This is a genomic window from Streptomyces sp. NPDC047453 (genome assembly GCF_040643155.1).
Lineage (GTDB): Bacteria > Actinomycetota > Actinomycetes > Streptomycetales > Streptomycetaceae > Streptomyces.
This window is the reverse complement of the sequence record NZ_JBEYTS010000017.1, coordinates 1-17,745: the sequence shown is the minus strand read 5'-3', so window position 1 is coordinate 17,745 and position 17,745 is coordinate 1. Positions and strand designations below refer to the sequence as shown.

Genomic DNA, 17,745 nt, shown 5'->3' with positions numbered 1-17,745 from the left:
CCGTACCGCCTTGCGCCGCGGCCGTGCGGGGAGCGATGTCGTGTTCACTCAGGGCTGCAAACATCAAAACCCCCCGTTCCGTTCCGTATCCTGTGCCCGCTCATTTCCGGTCTGTTCGCCCGCGATCTGCTCCAAAAGCAGTGCGAGCACGCTCCGTACACTCTCCATACGAATTTCCGCCCGGCCACCGTTCAACCGCAGTGCGGACGTTTTCCCGCCACGTTCGGCGCCGGTTTCCGTCACGCGCGGACCGGCCACGGCCACGAAGACCGTCCCGACCGGCTGCCCGTCCTGGGGGTCGGGGCCGGCGACGCCGGTGGTCGCGATGCCCCAGTCGGCTTCCAGGGCCTTCCGCACCCCGGCCGCCATCTGGGCCGCGACCTGCGGATCCACCGCTCCCCGCTCGGCCAGCAGGGTGGCGTCGACACCGAGCAGCCGGTGCTTGAGCTCGGTGGCGTAGGCGGTGACCGAGCCCCGGAACACCTTCGATGCCCCCGGCACCGCGGTGATCTCCGCCGCGACCAGGCCACCGGTCAGCGACTCGGCCACGGCGACCGTCTCGCCCCTCACCGTGAGTAGTCTCACTACGTCGACGGCCGGCGAACTCACGCTTGCGACTCCTCCAACGCGGCACGCTGCTCGGCGATTCCCTGCCTGCGCAGCACGATGGCCTGTCTCACATAGTCGAGGCCCGTGACCACGGTCAGCACGACCGCCGCGGCCATCACCCAGAACCTCAACGTGGCCAGCCAGCCCGTCAGCGCCAGTACGTACATCCCGACGGCCACGCCCTGCGTGAGCGTCTTCAGCTTGCCGCCGCGGCTCGCGGGGATGACGCCGTATCGGATGACGAGGAAGCGCAGGAGCGTGATCCCCAGTTCCCGGCCCAGAATCACCCCGGTCACCCACCAGGGCAGATCGCCGAGTCCGGAGAGGCAGATCAGCGCCGCGCCCATGATCGCCTTGTCGGCTATGGGATCGGCGATCTTCCCGAAGTCGGTGACGAGGTCGTACGTCCGCGCCAGATGGCCGTCGAACAGGTCGGTGATCATGGCGATGGCGAAGGCCGCCCAGGCCAGCGACCGCCACGCCGGGTCGTACCCGCCCTCGGCCAGCATCAGGGCCACGAAGCAGGGCACGAGCAGCAGCCGGAGCATGGTCAGCAGGTTGGCGACGTTCCACACACTCGCCTGGTTCACGGCGGCGGCCGCGATCTTCCCGCCCCGCGGTGCCTTGCCGGAGCCGTGCGCCGTCGCGGTCTCACCCGTCGCGTCCGTCGCACCGGAACCGGCAGGAGTGGCGGAAGCGGCAGGACGGGAGACCTGGGAGGCGCGGGAAGCGCCCGAAGCCCCGTCGGCACCGGCGCGGCGCGAGGCCGCCCCCGTGCCCCTCCCCTGTGCGCCCGAGGAGCCGCCCGCGGCGGATGCCGGGACTCCCGTCATCTGTCCGCCTCCTCGCTCCACGCGAACGCGACCGCCAGCGGCTGGGCCACCAGGTCGACACCTTCCGTACCGACCACCTTCGCCTCGACCATACGACCGACGTCCAGGCCCTCGCCGCCGACGAGCAGTACCTGGCCGTCCGTCTCCGGTGCCTGGTGCGCCGCCCGGCCGCGGACGCCCTCCTCGGCATCCACGGACTCGACCAGCACGTTCACCGTCTGACCGACGCGCTCCTCGGCCCGCTGGGAGACGAGTTCCTCGGCCAGCCGGGAGACACGCGCCAGCCGCTCGGCGACGACGTCTTCGTCGAGCTTGCCGTCGTACGTCGCCGCCTCCGTGCCCTCCTCGTCGGAGTAGCCGAAGACGCCGATGGCGTCCAGCCGCGCGCCGTTCAGGAACCGCTCGAGCTCGGCCAGGTCGGCATCGCTCTCGCCGGGGAAGCCGACGATGAAGTTGGACCGCACGCCGGCCTCGGGGGCCTTTGAGCGGATGGTGTCGAGCAGCTCCAGGAAGCGGTCGGTGTCGCCGAAGCGGCGCATGGCGCGCAGCACGCCGGGCGCGGAGTGCTGGAACGACAGGTCGAAGTAGGGGACGACCTTCGGGGTGGAGGTCAGGACGTCGATCAGCCCGGGACGCATCTCGGCCGGCTGGAGGTAGCTCACCCGCACCCGCTCGATGCCCTCGACCTCGGCGAGCTCGGGCAGCAGGGACTCCAGGAGGCGGATGTCGCCGAGGTCCTTGCCGTAGGAGGTGTTGTTCTCGGAGACCAGCATGATCTCCTTGACGCCCTGCTCGGCCAGCCACCGCGTCTCGTTCAGCACATCGCTCGGGCGGCGGGAGATGAACGAGCCGCGGAAGGACGGGATGGCGCAGAAGGAGCAGCGCCGGTCGCAGCCGGAGGCGAGCTTGACCGAGGCGACCGGGGCGCCGTCCAGGCGGCGGCGCAGCGGAGCGCGCGGGCCGGAGGCCGGGGCGACACCTTCCGGGAGGTCCGTGGGGCCGTGCCCCGGAATGGCCACCTCCGTGCCGGCGTCCTGCCGCTCGGCCGGGCTGATCGGCAGGAGCCTGCGGCGGTCGCGCGGGGTGTGCGCGGCGTGGATGCCGCCGCTCAGGATCGTCTGGAGGCGGTCGGAGATGTCCGCGTAGTCGTCGAAGCCGAGCACGCCGTCGGCCTCCGGGAGGGCCTCGGCGAGCTCCTTGCCGTAGCGCTCGGCCATGCAGCCGACCGCGACCACCGCCTGCGTTCTGCCGTGGTCCTTGAGGTCGTTGGCCTCGAGGAGGGCGTCGACGGAGTCCTTCTTGGCGGCCTCCACGAAGCCACAGGTGTTGACCACGGCGACGTCCGCTTCCGCGGCGTCCTCCACGAGCTGCCAGCCGTCCGCCTCCAAACGGCCTGCGAGCTCCTCCGAGTCCACCTCGTTACGGGCGCAGCCGAGAGTGACGAGTGCGACGGTACGGCGTTCAGGCATGGGCTCAAGACTACTTTGTCTCTCCGACCGCCCAAGTCGACGGGGTTGGCCGATCTTGGCCAACCCCGTACTCGCCTGTCTGTTCGGCCCTTTGTGTACGGGCCGCCCGCCCGCCGCTACCCGACCTGCGGGTCGCCCTTGGTGTACGTGAGGCGTTCCACGGCGCCCGGCTGGAACTGGTCCTCGATCTTCTTGCCGTTGACGTACAGCTGGATCGAGCCGGCGTCGCCGAGGATCAGGTTGATCTTGGAGCTGTCCTGGAAGGTCTTGGACTCGCCCTTCTGCAGGAGCCCGTCGAAGAGCATCCGGCCGTTGTGGTCCTTGGCCGAGATCCAGCTGCGCCCGTTGTCGGCGCTGACCTGCACGGTGACCTTGTCCTGCGGCGCGGCAGCGATGGCGCTGTCGGACGGCGCCGGCGCCGGGTCGGCGGACTTGGTGTTCTTCGGCGTGGGCGAGGCCGACATGCCGGCCGTGGGCGTGGAGCCCTCGCCGATCTGCCCCTTGGCGCCGGTGTCGTCGCTGCCGCCCTTGAAGGCCGTGAAGCCGACGAAGCCGATCACGACGACGATCGCCGCGACCATGGCCGCGGTCCAGTTGGGCCCGCGCCGCTCCGGGCGGATGCGTTCCGCCTCGAACAGGGGGGCTGCCGGGGTCGGGGCGGGGCGGCCGCCGTGCTCGGCGTCGAAGCGCGCGATCAGCGGGGCCGGGTCGAGGCGCACGGCCTTCGCCAGGTTCCGGATGTGGCCGCGAGCGTAGACGTCGCCGCCGCAGGGCGCGAAGTCGTCGGCCTCGATGGCGTGCACGATGGCGACGCGGACCCGGGTGGCGCTGGTGACGTCGTCGACGGTCAGCCCGGCGGCCAGCCGCGCCTCCTGCAGGGCACGGCCGACGGAGGGGCCGGCTTCCTCGGAAACGTCTTCGAAGGGACGCTCGTCTTCAGGGGAGTTGCCGATGGACACGGGGGCGCCTTTCGAGCGTGTAGCCGCCTGTGCTGGAGGTTCAGTCTAGAGATGTGCCAAAGGGTGAAGCGACCCGGCGGTAGGACTTTGTACGCCATCGGAATGGCCGGACAATCCGATGGTGGGACAGATGTGGCGTCCAGGGCGGGACCCGCACCGGTCCTCTCGCTCAACTTGACGTACGCCCAGGCGAAACGGTTGCCCGTTGCTCGCTAACGGGTGGATCACGGTCCACGCGTCCACCCGCGGCGAGCACATCCGCCGGACGGCGTCTTCCTGCTACCCCTCAGACTCCCCGCGAATCACGGCCAGCACGCCGTCCAGCTCGTCGGGCTTCACGAGAACGTCACGCGCCTTGGATCCCTCGCTGGGTCCGACGACGCCGCGGGACTCCATGAGGTCCATCAGCCGTCCCGCCTTGGCGAATCCGACGCGCAGCTTGCGCTGGAGCATGGACGTCGAGCCGAACTGCGTGGAGACGACCAGCTCGGCCGCCTGGCACAGCAGGTCGAGGTCGTCGCCGATGTCCTCGTCGATCTCCTTCTTCTGCTTGCTGCCGACGACGACGTCGTCCCGGAAGACCGGCGCCATCTGGTCCTTGCAGTGCTGGACGACCTCCTGGACCTCCGCCTCGGTCACGAACGCGCCCTGAAGACGGGTCGGCTTGCTCGCGCCCATCGGCAGGAACAGCCCGTCGCCCTTGCCGATCAGCTTCTCCGCGCCGGGCTGGTCGAGGATGACGCGCGAGTCGGCCAGCGAGGAGGTGGCGAACGCGAGCCGCGAGGGCACGTTCGCCTTGATCAGACCGGTGACCACGTCGACCGAGGGGCGCTGGGTGGCGAGCACCAGGTGGATGCCGGCGGCGCGTGCGAGCTGGGTGATGCGGACGATCGCGTCCTCCACGTCGCGCGGCGCGACCATCATCAGGTCGGCGAGCTCGTCCACGATCACCAGCAGGTACGGGTACGGCTTCAGCTCCCGTTCGCTGCCCTCCGGCGCCTTGACCTTGCCGTTGCGCACCGCCTCGTTGAAGTCGTCGATGTGCCGGAACCCGTACGCCGCCAGGTCGTCGTAGCGCAGATCCATCTCGCGCACGACCCACTGCAGGGCCTCGGCGGCCCGCTTGGGGTTGGTGATGATCGGCGTGATCAGGTGCGGAATGCCCTCGTACGCGGTCAGTTCGACGCGCTTGGGGTCGACGAGGACCATGCGCACGTCCTCCGGGGTCGCCCGCATCATGACCGAGGTGATCAGGCAGTTGATGCAGGAGGACTTGCCGGAGCCGGTGGCGCCGGCGACGAGGATGTGCGGCATCTTCGCGATGTTGGCCATCACGTAGCCGCCCTCGACGTCCTTGCCGAGCGCGACGAGCATCGGGTGGTCGTCCCCGGCGGCGTCCGCGAGGCGCAGCACGTCCCCGAGGTTCACCATCTCCCGGTCGGTGTTGGGGATCTCGATGCCGACCGCGGACTTGCCGGGGATCGGGCTGATGATCCGCACGTCCGGGCTGGCGACGGCGTACGCGATGTTCTTGGTCAGCGCGGTGATCCGCTCGACCTTCACGGCGGGCCCGAGTTCGACCTCGTAGCGCGTGACCGTCGGGCCGCGGGTGAACCCGGTGACCCGGGCGTCGACCTTGAACTCGGTGAAGACGTTGGTGAGCGAGTCGACGATGGCGTCGTTGGCCGCGCTGCGCGCCTTGCCCGGACCGCCCCGCTCCAGCAGGTCCAGGGAGGGCAGGGAGTAGGTGATGTCGCCAGAGAGCTGAAGTTGCTCGGCGCGCGCCGGCAGGTCGCGGGGCTGGGGCGGCGGGGTCTTCGTGAGGTCGGGGACCCCGGACTGCTTCTGTCCGGCGGGACGCTGGGCCGGCGGGTCCTGTGCGGACCGCCCGCTCCGGCCGTCCTGGCCGGGGCGCGCGGCGGGCACGGGCGTCGGGGTGGTGCTCTCCCCGCGGTCGCCCACACCGACACCCTGGGTGAGGTCCGCGACGATCGGCGAGGGCGGCATGCCGTGCAGCACCGCGCCGTCGAGTGCGGCGGCGGCAGCGGCGGCGACGTCCACGGCGTCCATCCGCCGTTCCATGTCCGGCTGCGGCACTGCCGAGCGGCGGGGACGGGTACGCCGCTTGGAGAGGGCCTCCTGCTCCGCCGCGTCGGGGTCGTAGTCCTGGGGGGCGCTCGGCCGCTTGCGGGAGCGCGCGGGCAGCGCCTCGCGCCACTGCTCCTCGTAGCGCGCGTCGTCGTCGCTGTACTCGTCGGCCTCCGGGTCGTGCACGATGCCGAGCCGCACCCCGAGCAGCCGCAGCCGCTGCGGGATGGCGTTGACCGGGGTCGCGGTGACGACCAGCAGGCCGAACACCGTGAGCAGCACGAGCAGCGGTACGGCGAGGACCTCGCCCACCGCGTAGGTCAGCGGGGTCGCCGCGCCCCAGCCGATGAGCCCGCCGGCGTCCCTTATCGCCTGCATGCCGTCGCTGCGGGCGGGCGAGCCGCAGGCCATGTGGACCTGCCCCAGCACGCCGATCACCAGGGCGGACAGTCCGATGACGATCCGTCCGTTGGCGTCGGGCTTCTCGGGATGCCGGATGAGGCGGACGGCGATGACCGCGATCAGGATCGGCACCAGCAGGTCCAGCCGGCCGAAGGCACCGGTCACCAGGATCTCGACCAGGTCGCCGACGGGCCCGCGCAGATCGGCCCAGGTACCGGCGGCGACGATCAGGGCGACGGCGAGCAGCAGCAGGGCGATGCCGTCCTTGCGGTGCGCGGGGTGGAGGTTCTTGGCGCCCTGCCCCACTCCGCGGAAGACGGCGCCGACGGCGTGCGCGAGCCCGAGCCAGAGAGCGCGCACCACCCGGTACACGCCCCCCGTCGGACTGGGCGCCGGCCGGGCCGCGGGTTTGCCCGCGGCCTTTTTGGCGGGCGACTTCCTGGCGGGGGACTTCTTCGCGGCGGCCTTCCTCGCCGGAGCCGCCCCGGAAGCGGCGGCCTTCTTCGCGGGCTGCTTCTTGGCTGCGGAGGGACGTGAGGCCATGGGTGTGAGGTTACCGGTGGAGACGACAGTGGACACGTGCGCCCGTTGCTTCACCCGTTCGTGTCGGGTCCGGAGAGGAGCCGGGCTGACACGCCCTCAAGAGCTCTACGTCACGGGGAGCATGGCCCGATCCCGCCGCTCGCCGCGTGGGCCGGGCCCGCGCCCCGGATTCGGACTCAGCCCTGCGAAGGCACCGAGGATGTGCTCCCCGTGCCCGGCTCCAGCGCGTCCAGGGCGCGTCGCAGACCCGTCAGCTTGCGCTCCAGGTGGGCTGCCGTGGCCACCGCCGCCGCGTCGGCGGACTCGTCGTCCAACTGCTTGGACAGGGCCTCCGCCTGCTCCTCGACGGCCGCGAGGCGGGCGGAGAGTTCGGCGAGCAGACCGGCCGACTCCTTGCCGTCGCCCACCGCGCCTTTGCCGCCACCCTCCAACTGGAGCCGCAGCAGGGCCGCCTGCTCCTTCAGCTGGCAGTTCTTCATGTACAGGTCCACGAAGACCGAGACCTTCGCGCGCAGCACCCACGGGTCGAACGGCTTGGAGATGTAGTCCACCGCGCCCGCCGCGTAGCCGCGGAAGGTGTGGTGGGGGCCGTGGTTGATCGCGGTGAGGAAGATGATCGGGATGTCCCGGGTCCTCTCCCGCCGCTTGATGTGCGCGGCCGTCTCGAAGCCGTCCATGCCCGGCATCTGGACGTCCAGCAGAATGACCGCGAAGTCGTCCGTGAGCAGTGCTTTGAGCGCTTCCTCCCCGGACGATGCCCGCACCAGCGTCTGATCGAGCGCAGAGAGGATGGCCTCCAGCGCCAGCAGATTCTCCGGCCGGTCATCGACCAGGAGGATCTTGGCCTTCTGCACCATGGCCCGCCCTCCTCGCCCCGGCTTGGGGCCGCCCCTGTCCGCAGGAACCGGGGAGGCACCGGCGGGTGCCGCCCCAGGGGACGACTCCCTTACGCCGCCCGTCCTTGTGCCGGTCATCGTAGCCGCACCCCGCCCGTCGCCACACCCTGTCACCGTGATGTCACTGTGCACCTGGCGGAAACGCCGCGGGAGACCAGAAGGTTCCCCGGATTCCGCACTTCTACACGGCTTCCGGGCCTCCGAGTCGACAACGTCCCACGCCCTCCGAACGTTCCGGCCACCGGTCCGTCGTCACTCCCCGCGCATCCACTGCCCCATCACGCTCAGCAGGTGATCGGGGTCCACGGGCTTGGTCACGTAGTCGGAGGCGCCCGACTCGATCGCCTTCTCCCGGTCGCCCTTCATCGCCTTCGCGGTCAGCGCGATGATCGGCAGCCCGGCGAACTGCGGCATCCGCCGGATCGCCGTGGTCGTCGCATAACCGTCCATCTCGGGCATCATGATGTCCATCAGGACGACCGCCACATCGTCGTGCTGCTCCAGCACCTCGATGCCCTCGCGGCCGTTCTCGGCGTACAGCACGGACAGGCCGTGCTGCTCCAGGACGCTGGTCAGGGCGAAGACGTTGCGGATGTCGTCGTCGACGATGAGCACCTTCTCGCCGCCGAACCGGATGTCACGGTGCCCCTGCGGGACGGCCTCCGGCTCCGCCGGGCCCGACGACGCCACCACCCACTGGTCCTGGAACGGCCGCCCGTGCCGCGCCGGCCTGTGGTCGGCGGTGGGCAGGGCCTTGCGACGGCGCCGGAAGAGCGCGGCGGGGCCGTTCTGCCTCTCCCGGTACGACTTCACCTCCGCCGGCGTCTCGACATGCGCGGCAGCCTGCCCGGACGGGTCCGGCTCGGGGGCGGCGACCAGTTCGCCGGCGTCCAGCACGGAGCCGGGCTGCTGGTAGCCCTGCGGGGGCAGCTCCCCCGGGTGCAGCGGCAGGTACAGGGTGAACGTCGAGCCGCGGCCCGGCTCGCTCTGGGCGTGGATCTCACCGCCGAGCAGTTGCGCGATCTCCCGCGAGATGGACAACCCGAGTCCGGTACCGCCGTACTTGCGGCTGGTGGTGCCGTCGGCCTGCTTGAACGCCTCGAAGATCACCCGCATCTTGCTGGCCGCGATGCCGATTCCGGTGTCGGTGACGGAGAAGGCGATCAGGCCCGCGTCCGGGTCGGCCAGCGAGCCGGCCTCCAGCAACTGCTCGCGGATCGGCTGCGGAACGTCGTCCCGGGCGGGACGGATGACCAGCTCCACCGATCCGGAGTCGGTGAACTTCACCGCGTTGGACAGCAGGTTGCGCAGTACCTGGAGCAGCCGCTGCTCGTCGGTGTGCAGGGTCGCGGGCAGCTCCGGCGACACCCGTACGGACAGGTCGAGGCCCTTCTCCGCGGTCAGCGGGCGGAAGGTGGCCTCCACGTAGTCGATGAGCTGGACGAGCGCGATGCGCGTCGGGGAGACGTCCATCTTGCCCGCCTCGACCTTCGACAGGTCCAGGATGTCGTTGATGAGCTGGAGCAGGTCGGAGCCGGCGCCGTGGATCGTCTCGGCGAACTCGACCTGCTTCGGGGAGAGGTTGCCCTCGGCGTTGTCGGCGAGCAGTTTGGCCAGAATCAGCAGGGAGTTGAGCGGCGTACGCAACTCGTGCGACATGTTGGCCAGGAACTCGCTGCGGTAGCGCATGGAGACGGCGAGCTGTTCGGCGCGCTCCTCCAGGACCTGCCGGGCCTCCTCGATCTCGGAGTTCTTCGCCTCGATGTCGCGGTTCTGCTGGGCCAGCAGCTCGGCCTTCTCCTCCAGTTCGGCGTTGGACGCCTGAAGCGCCTTCTGCCGCTGCTCCAGCTCCTCCGACCTCAGCCGCAGTTGCTCGGTCAGTTCCTGGGACTGCTTCAGCAGCAGCTCGGTCTTGGTGTTGACGGAGATGGTGTTGACGCTGGTGGCGATCATCTCCGCGATCTGGTTCAGGAAGTCCTTCTGGATGTGGGTGAACGGCGTGAACGAGGCCAGCTCGATGACGCCGAGCACCGTCCCCTCGAACAGCACCGGCAGCACGATCACCTGCGCGGGCGGCGCCTCGCCGAGCCCGGAGGAGATCTTCAGATAGCCGCTGGGCGCGTTCTCGACCAGGATGGTCCGCTTCTCCTCCGCGGCGGTCCCGATCAGCGCCTCGCCCGGCCGGAACGACGTCGGCATCGAGCCCAGCGAGTAGCCGTAGGAACCCAGCATCCGCAGCTCGTAGGAGTCGTCGCCCTCGCTCCCGAGGTCCGTGTCGTCGGCGAGCGGCATGGCGACGAAGAAGGCACCGTGCTGTGCCGAGACCACTGGCGTCAGCTCGCTCATGATCAGCGAGGCCACGTCCTGGAGGTCGCGGCGGCCCTGCATCAGCGCGGAGATCCGGGCGAGGTTGCCCTTGAGCCAGTCCTGCTCCTTGTTGGCGATCGTGGTGTCGCGCAGGTTGGCGATCATCTTGTTGATGTAGTCCTGGAGCTCCTGGATCTCGCCGGAGGCGTCCACGTCGATCTTCAGGTTCAGGTCGCCGCGGGTGACGGCGGTGGCCACGCGCGCGATGGCGCGCACCTGCCGGGTGAGGTTCCCGGCCATTTCGTTCACGGACTCGGTCAGGTCCCGCCAGGTGCCGTCGACGTCACGCACGCGTGCCTGGCCGCCGAGCTGGCCCTCGGTGCCCACCTCGCGGGCGACCCTGGTGACCTCCTCGGCGAAGCTGGACAGCTGGTCGACCATCGTGTTGATGGTCGTCTTCAGCTCCAGGATCTCCCCGCGCGCGTCGATGTCGATCTTCTTGGTCAGATCGCCCTTGGCGATGGCGGTGGTGACCATGGCGATGTTGCGCACCTGACCGGTCAGGTTGGACGCCATCTGGTTCACGGACTCGGTGAGGTCCTTCCAGGTGCCGGCCACCCCCGGGACGTACGCCTGGCCGCCGAGGATGCCGTCCGTGCCCACCTCGCGGGCCACCTTGGTGACCTGGTCGGCGAACGAACTCAGCGTCTTCACCATGGTGTTGAACGTGTCCGCGAGCTGCGCGACCTCACCGCGCGCCTCGATGGTCACCGTCCGTGTCAGATCGCCGTTGGCGACCGCGGCCGCGACCTGTGAGATGTTGCGCACCTGCATGGTCAGGTTGTTGGCCATCAGGTTGACGTTGTCGCTGAGGTCCTTCCAGATGCCCACGGCACCGGCCACGTGCGCCTGGCCGCCGAGGATGCCCTCCGTGCCCACCTCGCGCGCCACCCGCGTGACCTGCTCGGCGAAGGACGACAGCTGGTCGACCATCGTGTTGACGGTGGTGACGAGCTCCAGGATCTCGCCCTTGGCGTCGACGGTGATCTTCTTCGACAGGTCGCCCTTGGCGACGGCGGTCGTGACCTCGGCGATGTTGCGCACCTGGCTGGTCAGGTTGTTCGCCATGAAGTTCACGGACTGGGTGAGGTCCTTCCAGGTGCCGGAGACGCCCTGGACCTCGGCCTGACCGCCGAGGATGCCCTCCGTGCCCACCTCACGGGCCACCCGCGTGACCTCCTGGGCGAACGAGGAGAGCTGGTCCACCATCGTGTTCAGGGTGTTCTTCAGCTCCAGGATCTCCCCGCGCGCGTCCACGGTGATCTTCTGCGAGAGGTCACCGCGCGCCACGGCGGTGGCGACCTGGGCGATGTTGCGCACCTGGGCGGTGAGGTTGCCGGCCATGCCGTTCACGGAGTCCGTGAGGTCCCGCCACACACCGGCGACGCCGGGCACCTGCGCCTGACCGCCCAGACGCCCCTCCGTGCCCACCTCGCGGGCAACGCGGGTGACCTGGTCGGCGAAGGCGGAGAGCTGGTCGACCATCGTATTGATGGTGTTCTTCAGCTCCAGGATCTCGCCGCGCGCGTCGACGTCGATCTTCTGCGACAGGTCGCCGCGGGCCACGGCCGTCGTCACCTGGGCGATCTGCCGCACCTGGGAGGTGAGGTTGCCGGCCATGAAGTTGACGGAGTCGGTGAGCTCCTTCCAGGTGCCGGACACACCGTCCACGCGGGCCTGACCGCCCAGGCGGCCCTCCGTGCCCACGTCCCGGGCCATCCGGGTCACCTGGTCGGCGAACGACGACAGTTGGTCCACCATCGTGTTCACGGTGTTCTTCAGCTGGAGCATCTCGCCGGAGACGTCCACGGTGACCTTCTGCGACAGATCACCGTTGGCCACGGCCGTCGTCACCTGGGCGATGTTCCTCACCTGTCCGGTGAGGTTGCGGAACGCCGTGTTGACGGAGTCGGTGAGGTCCTTCCAGGTTCCCGCGGCGCCCGCCACCTGCGCCTGACCGCCCAGCTCGCCCTCGACCCCGATCTCCCGCGCCACCCGCGTGACCTCGGCACCGAAGGACGACAGCTGGTCGACCATGCCATTGACGGTGTTCTTCAGCTCCAGCATCTCGCCGGCCACGTCGACGGTGACCTTCTGCGACAGGTCACCGCTGGCCACGGCCGTCGTCACGGTGGCGATGTCCCTCACCTGTGTGGTGAGGTTCCGGAACACCGTGTTGACGGAGTCCGTCAGATCCTTCCAGGTGCCGGCCACCCCCGGCACGTTCGCCTGCCCGCCCAGGCGGCCCTCGGCGCCGACCTCGTTGGCCACCCGTGTGACCTCGTCCGCGAAGATGCGCAGCGTCTCGGTCATCTGGTTGATCGTGTCGGCGAGCTGCGCGACCTCGCCACGCGCCGGAACGGTCACCTTCTGCGAGAGGTCGCCGTTCGCCACGGCGGTGGTGACCTGGGCGATCCCGCGCACCTGCGCCGTCAGGTTGCCGGCCATCAGGTTCACCGAGTCGGTGAGTTCCTTCCAGGTGCCGTCGACCCCGGGCACATGCGCCTGACCACCGAGGATGCCGTCCGTGCCCACCTCACGGGCGACCCGCGTCACCTCGGAGGAGAACGCGGAGAGCTGGTCCACCATCGTGTTGACGGTGTTCTTCAGCTCCAGCATCTCGCCGGCGACGTGGACGGTCACCTTCCGTGACAGATCGCCCTTGGCCACCGCCGTGGTGACCAGCGCGATGTCCCGCACCTGCGCCGTCAGCCGGGACGCCATGGTGTTGACGGAGTCCGTGAGGTCCTTCCACGATCCGGACAGACCGCGCACCCGCGCCTGCCCGCCCAGCTTGCCCTCCGTACCCACCTCGCTGGCCACGCGCGTGACCTCGTCGGTGAACGTCGACAGCTGGTCGACGAGGTTGTTGACAGTCCGTCCGACCTTCAGGAACTCGCCGCGCAGCGGATGCCCGGCCCCCTCCGGCACCTGCGTGCGCAGCTCCATGCGCGGCGACAGGTCGCCCTCGGCGACCGCGGAGAGGACCCGGCCGACCTCGGAGACCGGTCGTACGAGATCGTCGACCAGCGCGTTGGAGTGGTCGATCGCGGTCGCCCAGGAGCCCTCGCAGGCGCCCGTCTCCAGCCGCTCGGTGAGTTTTCCCTCACGTCCGACCATGCGCCGCACCCGCGACAACTCGCCCGTCAGATGCAGATTGCGGTCGGCCACCTCGTTGAAGACGGCCGCGATCTCCGACATCACGCCGTCCCCGGACACCGTGAGCCGCCTGCGGAAATTGCCGTCACGCATCGACACCAGAGCGGCCAGCAGTCGGTTCAGGGAAGCCGTGTCCACCTCGGTGGTCCCGTTGCGCGTCGTGCGCCGGTTCTTCGGGGACTGTCCGCCTTTCGCGCGCGGCTTCGTGCCCCGCGTCGCTGCGCCAGACTCCACTGTGTCCCTCCCGCAGGGGTCGACCGTTACCGCCGTGCTGCGGTACGCCTGGTCGCGTACCGGTTACTGCTGCGTATTCCTGTCCGATGTAATCAGCCCACAGGGAGAGCTGCTGCCCTGGGTGCAGAGAACACACTCAGCCTGCCCGGACCTTCACCAGAAGCCTGCCCAGTGTTTCACCCCGGCCGAACCAGGCCATAACAGTTCGGCAGCTTCGCACACCCTCCGCACACCCTTGGGGCGGAAACACTGGCGACCGGCATCCGCGTGGACGGTGAAGGTAAGTAACCTTGCATGGGGCTGTCCAGCCGCACCGGTCCGTCCGGCCTGGACGGTGGCACGGGAACGAGCGGGCATCGGAGGGCGGCCGCAGACATGACCACGGGAGTGATCCCCGGGGGACAGCCCCCGGAGCCACAGCCGAACGGCCCGCAGCTGCCGGAACAGCGGCGCGAGCCCATCGGCCACCAGGGTCTGCACGTCGACAACCGGACAGGGAGTTCTGTGATCACCGCGCGCGCGGCCGCCAGTTTCGATCCCCTGGGGCGTTCGGTCGCGACCGCCCGGTCCTTCGTCCGCGACACCCTCCAGGGGTGGGGCTTCGGCGACATCGTCGACGACGCCGTGGTCCTCACCAGCGAACTGGTCACCAACGCCGTCGTCCACGCCGGAACCGCGGCCGACGTGCTGTGCCTGCGCAGCGACGACGGAGCGCGCATCGAGGTGTCCGACCGCTACCCCGAACGCGAGCTCCCCGTGCAGAGCTCGGCGATCAACATGGGCAGCCCCGACCGCGAGGGCGGCCGCGGCCTGCAACTGTGCGCGGCCCTGGCCGGCCGCTGGGGCGTGGAGTACACGCCGACGCACAAGAAGGTCTGGTTCCAGCTGGACCTGCCCGAGCGCCCGGTCGGCACCCGCACCGCCGGCCCCTGCCTGCCCGCCGACCTCCTCCCGCTCGCCGACGGCCGGGTCCGCGTGGCCGTCGTCCAGATCGAACGCAGCGGCTCCATCAGCGCCTGGAACGAGGACGCCGAGGAGCTGTTCGGCTACGCCTCCAAGCAGGTCACCGGCAGGCCGCTCACCGACCTCGCCGCCTGGCCGCACACCCCCGGCACCAGCACCGGCATCGCCGAGGCGCTCCAACTCTCCCGCTGGGAGGGCAGCTACGGCATCCGCGGCGCCCACGGCCGCGTCATCCCCGTCTACGCCTCCCACCTCCGCGTCCGCGACACCGGCGGCGAGCCCTCCACGGTCTGCCTGCTCGTACGAGACCACGAACGGGCCGTGCTCCAGACCCCGTTGCGCCTCCCGGCGTCCGCCGACGCGGGCAGCGCCACCGAGGGCCCCAGCGCCGACCCCTTCGAGGTCTTCATCGGCTCTCCCGCCCCCGACGACCTCGACGGCCTGCTGCAACGCACGGTGGAACGCGCCCGCGACATGCTCGACGGCGACGCCGCCTTCCTCCTGCTGGCCACCGACGACGAAACGGAGTTGGAGGTCCGCGCCTCCACCGGCCTGCCCTCCGCGCGCCAGCGTTTCGCCCGCGTCCCCGTCGAGGCGGGCCCCGGCCGCTACGGCTCCGCCCGGATGCCGGCCGTCCACGACGACCTCACCGCCGTCCCGGGCGCCGTCCCCCTCCTCAACAGCACGGGCATGCGCTCGGTCGTCACGGTCCCGCTGAAGGTCGAGGGCCGCCTCACGGGCTCCCTCGGCGTCGCCGCGGAGGCACCTGGCCGGTACTCCAACGAGGAGGCGCTGCGCCTCCAGTTCGCCGCCGACCGCATCGCCCTGGCCGTCGAGTCGGCCCGTCTGGGCGAACTGGAGCGGCTGCGCCGCGGCTCGCTCAGCTTCCTCGTCGAGGCCTCCGATCTGCTGGCCGGCACCCTGGACCGCGACCAGACCCTCGCCCTGATGGCCCAGATGACGGTCCCGACCCTGGCCACCTGGTGCGCCGTCTATACGATCGCCGACCAGGCCTCCGACCCCTACCTGTCCTATGTCCTGCACGAGGACGAGGAACTGATCGACGGCATCAAGTCCCTGCTGTCCAAGATCGCCCCGCCGGACCCGGTTCCCACGCCCGGAGCACGCGTGTGGACCGCTCCCGGCGAGGCCGCCCACCAGGCGGCTCTGCGCAGCTCCATGCGCAGCCTCAGCCTGGGCGACTCGCACCATCACATCGGTACGATCATCGGACCGACCCTCGCCACGGCCTCCGCGGTCGGCGGCGAGACGGTCGTCCTGCCGCTGGTCGCCCGCAACCGCGTCATCGGCATGCTCACCCTCGGCAAGCCCGCCGACGAGCACTTCCGCCAGGAGATCCTGGAACTGGCCGAGGACCTGAGCCGCCGCGCCGCCCTCGCCCTGGACAACGCCCGCCTGTACTCGGAGCGCACGGCCATCAGCCAGTCGCTTCAGCGCAGCCTCCTGCCGCCGGGGCTCCCCGACGTCGAGGGCGTGGAGGTCGAGGTCATCTACCGAGCGGCCGGTGAGGGCAACGAGGTCGGCGGCGACTTCTACGACCTCTTCCCCATCCGTGACGGCGCCTACGGCTTCGCCATCGGCGACGTCTGCGGTACGGGCCCGGAGGCGGCCGCGGTGACCGGCCTGGCCCGACACGCGCTCAGGCTGCTGGCCCGTGAGGGCTTCGGCGGCCCGGCGGTGCTGGAGCGCCTGAACTCCGCGATCCTCGACGAGGGCGCCCGCAGCCGCTTCCTCACACTCCTGTATGGCGAGTTGTGGCCGCAGGAGGACGGCAGCGCCCGGCTGAAGGTGGTCTGTGCCGGCCATCCGCTGCCGCTGCGCCTGCGTCAGGACGGCACGGTGGAGCCGGCCGCCGACCCCCAGCCGCTGCTCGGCGTCATGGAGGACCTGGAGCTGTACGAGCAGACGATCACGCTGGACCCGGGCGATGTACTGCTGTGCGTCACGGACGGCGTCACCGAGCGCCGTGAGGGCACCCGGATGCTGGGCGACGACGGTCTCGCCGACGTGCTCACCACCTGTACGGGCCTGACGGCCGGTGCGGTGGCGGCCCGCATCATGCGCGCGGTGGAGCGCTTCGCCTCGGACGCCCCGTCCGACGACATGGCGATCCTGGCGATGCGGGTGCCGGGTCTCCAGCAGTAGGGCGCCACAGGGCATGGAAAAGGCCCTCACCCGATGGGTGAGGGCCTTTTCCGTTGGAGCCCCCAAACGGAATCGAACCGTTGACCTTCTCCTTACCATGGAGACGCTCTGCCGACTGAGCTATAGGGGCCTGTCGCCTTTTCGGGGTTTCCCCCGCGGCAACGGAATAGATCATACCCCGAACAAGGCGGTGCTCCCAACCATGATCGGTCCGCCGAGCGCGTTGCACACCGAGACGATCCGCTGCATCTCCCGCCGCGTCAACGAGGCGTCCACGGGCAGCGTGAGCGTCTCCTCGGCGGCCCGCTCGGTCTCCGGCAGGGACACGCACCGACGGAACTCCGGCAGCCGGTGCACGGGGGTCTTCACGGGCACCCGGCAGTCAACTCCCCTGGCGCGTATGGCGCGTGCGTAGGCGTCCCGGTCCGGCCGGCCGTTGCCCGGCACCCGCACCACGTACTGCTGATAGGTGTGCCCGTCACCACCGTCGGGCGTCCGTACGCCCCGCAGCTTGGTGTCCAGATAGGCGGCACGCTCCCTGCGCCGCGCCACCTCGTCGTACGGCGCCTCGGACTCGCCCTGCTCCAGCACCAGCAGCCCGTGCCGCCGGCCCATCTCGTGCAGCCGCCCCATGTCGGCGGACCGGCCGAAGCGGTGTACGACGACCACGGCCACCGTGCGCGAGGTCAGGGCCTGTTCGACGGTGGAGGCGTCGAGGCAGTACGTCATCGGGTCTATGTCGGCGAACACCGGCAGCGCGCCCACCTGTGTCACGGCCTCGGCAACCTCCACGTTGCCGAACGCCGGCACGACGACCTCGTCACCGACTCCGACGCCGGCGGCCCTGAGCAGAGCAGCAATACCCATGAGGCGGATGCTGGTTGCGCAACATGAACTTCAAGTAACGGAGAACAAAAAAGGGTTGGACCCGGAACCGAAGTTCGGGGTCCAACCCTTTCAAAATTTGTTCGGCGGCGTCCTACTCTCCCACAGGGTCCCCCCTGCAGTACCATCGGCGCTGTAAGGCTTAGCTTCCGGGTTCGGAATGTAACCGGGC

The 17,745-nt window shown here is 70.1% G+C and carries 9 protein-coding genes, 1 tRNA gene and 1 rRNA gene; 1 reads left to right on the top strand and 10 read right to left on the bottom strand.

Annotated features, from left to right (window positions below):
• Positions 1-63: 63 nt before the first annotated feature.
• The 7 genes from ABZ818_RS17530 to ABZ818_RS17500 form a co-directional block, all read right to left on the bottom strand.
• Complete coding sequence (locus ABZ818_RS17530) at positions 64-609, bottom strand: CinA family protein (RefSeq protein ID WP_361415162.1); 546 nt, start codon at positions 607-609, stop codon at positions 64-66.
• Complete coding sequence (gene pgsA / locus ABZ818_RS17525) at positions 606-1,442, bottom strand: CDP-diacylglycerol--glycerol-3-phosphate 3-phosphatidyltransferase (protein WP_361415160.1); 837 nt, start codon at positions 1,440-1,442, stop codon at positions 606-608. The genes ABZ818_RS17530 and pgsA overlap by 4 nt, the downstream gene beginning before the upstream one ends.
• The gene (gene rimO / locus ABZ818_RS17520; protein ID WP_361415158.1) at positions 1,439-2,911 is read right to left on the bottom strand and encodes a 30S ribosomal protein S12 methylthiotransferase RimO; all 1,473 of its coding nucleotides are present in this window, start codon (positions 2,909-2,911) and stop codon (positions 1,439-1,441) included. The genes pgsA and rimO overlap by 4 nt, the downstream gene beginning before the upstream one ends.
• 116 nt (positions 2,912-3,027) lie before the next feature.
• Positions 3,028-3,870, bottom strand: a complete 843-nt coding sequence (locus tag ABZ818_RS17515) for a RodZ domain-containing protein (RefSeq protein WP_361415156.1) — start codon at positions 3,868-3,870, stop codon at positions 3,028-3,030.
• Positions 3,871-4,149: 279 nt separating this feature from the next.
• Complete coding sequence (locus tag ABZ818_RS17510) at positions 4,150-6,903, bottom strand: DNA translocase FtsK (protein WP_361415154.1); 2,754 nt, start codon at positions 6,901-6,903, stop codon at positions 4,150-4,152.
• 176 nt (positions 6,904-7,079) lie between these two features.
• Positions 7,080-7,760, bottom strand: coding sequence for a response regulator (locus tag ABZ818_RS17505; RefSeq protein WP_225075965.1), 681 nt, complete (start codon positions 7,758-7,760; stop codon positions 7,080-7,082).
• Positions 7,761-8,051: 291 nt separating this feature from the next.
• Positions 8,052-13,559, bottom strand: coding sequence for a HAMP domain-containing protein (locus tag ABZ818_RS17500; protein WP_361415152.1), 5,508 nt, complete (start codon positions 13,557-13,559; stop codon positions 8,052-8,054).
• Between the two features lie 375 nt (positions 13,560-13,934).
• On the opposite strand from ABZ818_RS17500, the gene ABZ818_RS17495 reads away from it, so the two are divergent.
• On the top strand, positions 13,935-16,688 hold the full coding sequence (locus tag ABZ818_RS17495; protein ID WP_361415150.1) for a SpoIIE family protein phosphatase: 2,754 nt from the start codon (positions 13,935-13,937) through the stop codon (positions 16,686-16,688).
• Positions 16,689-16,742: 54 nt separating this feature from the next.
• Here the strand turns inward: ABZ818_RS17495 and ABZ818_RS17490 are convergent.
• From ABZ818_RS17490 to rrf, 3 genes are all read right to left on the bottom strand, one after another.
• A tRNA-Thr gene (locus ABZ818_RS17490) sits at positions 16,743-16,818 on the bottom strand.
• Positions 16,819-16,859: 41 nt separating this feature from the next.
• A complete protein-coding gene (locus tag ABZ818_RS17485) occupies positions 16,860-17,540 on the bottom strand; it encodes a DegT/DnrJ/EryC1/StrS family aminotransferase (protein ID WP_361415340.1) in 681 nt (226 codons plus the stop codon).
• Positions 17,541-17,654: 114 nt separating this feature from the next.
• Positions 17,655-17,745: ribosomal RNA gene (rrf, locus tag ABZ818_RS17480) — 5S ribosomal RNA — on the bottom strand; the annotation flags it as partial.

Excerpts from the sequence above, each read along its gene's own strand:
- ABZ818_RS17505 (WP_225075965.1), bottom strand. The coding sequence starts at position 7,760 with ATGGTGCAGAAGGCCAAGATCCTCCTGGTCGATGACCGGCCGGAGAAT.
- rimO (WP_361415158.1), bottom strand. The coding sequence starts at position 2,911 with ATGCCTGAACGCCGTACCGTCGCACTCGTCACTCTCGGCTGCGCCCGT.
- ABZ818_RS17510 (WP_361415154.1), bottom strand. The coding sequence starts at position 6,903 with ATGGCCTCACGTCCCTCCGCAGCCAAGAAGCAGCCCGCGAAGAAGGCC.
- pgsA (WP_361415160.1), bottom strand. The coding sequence starts at position 1,442 with ATGACGGGAGTCCCGGCATCCGCCGCGGGCGGCTCCTCGGGCGCACAG.
- ABZ818_RS17495 (WP_361415150.1), top strand. The coding sequence starts at position 13,935 with ATGACCACGGGAGTGATCCCCGGGGGACAGCCCCCGGAGCCACAGCCG.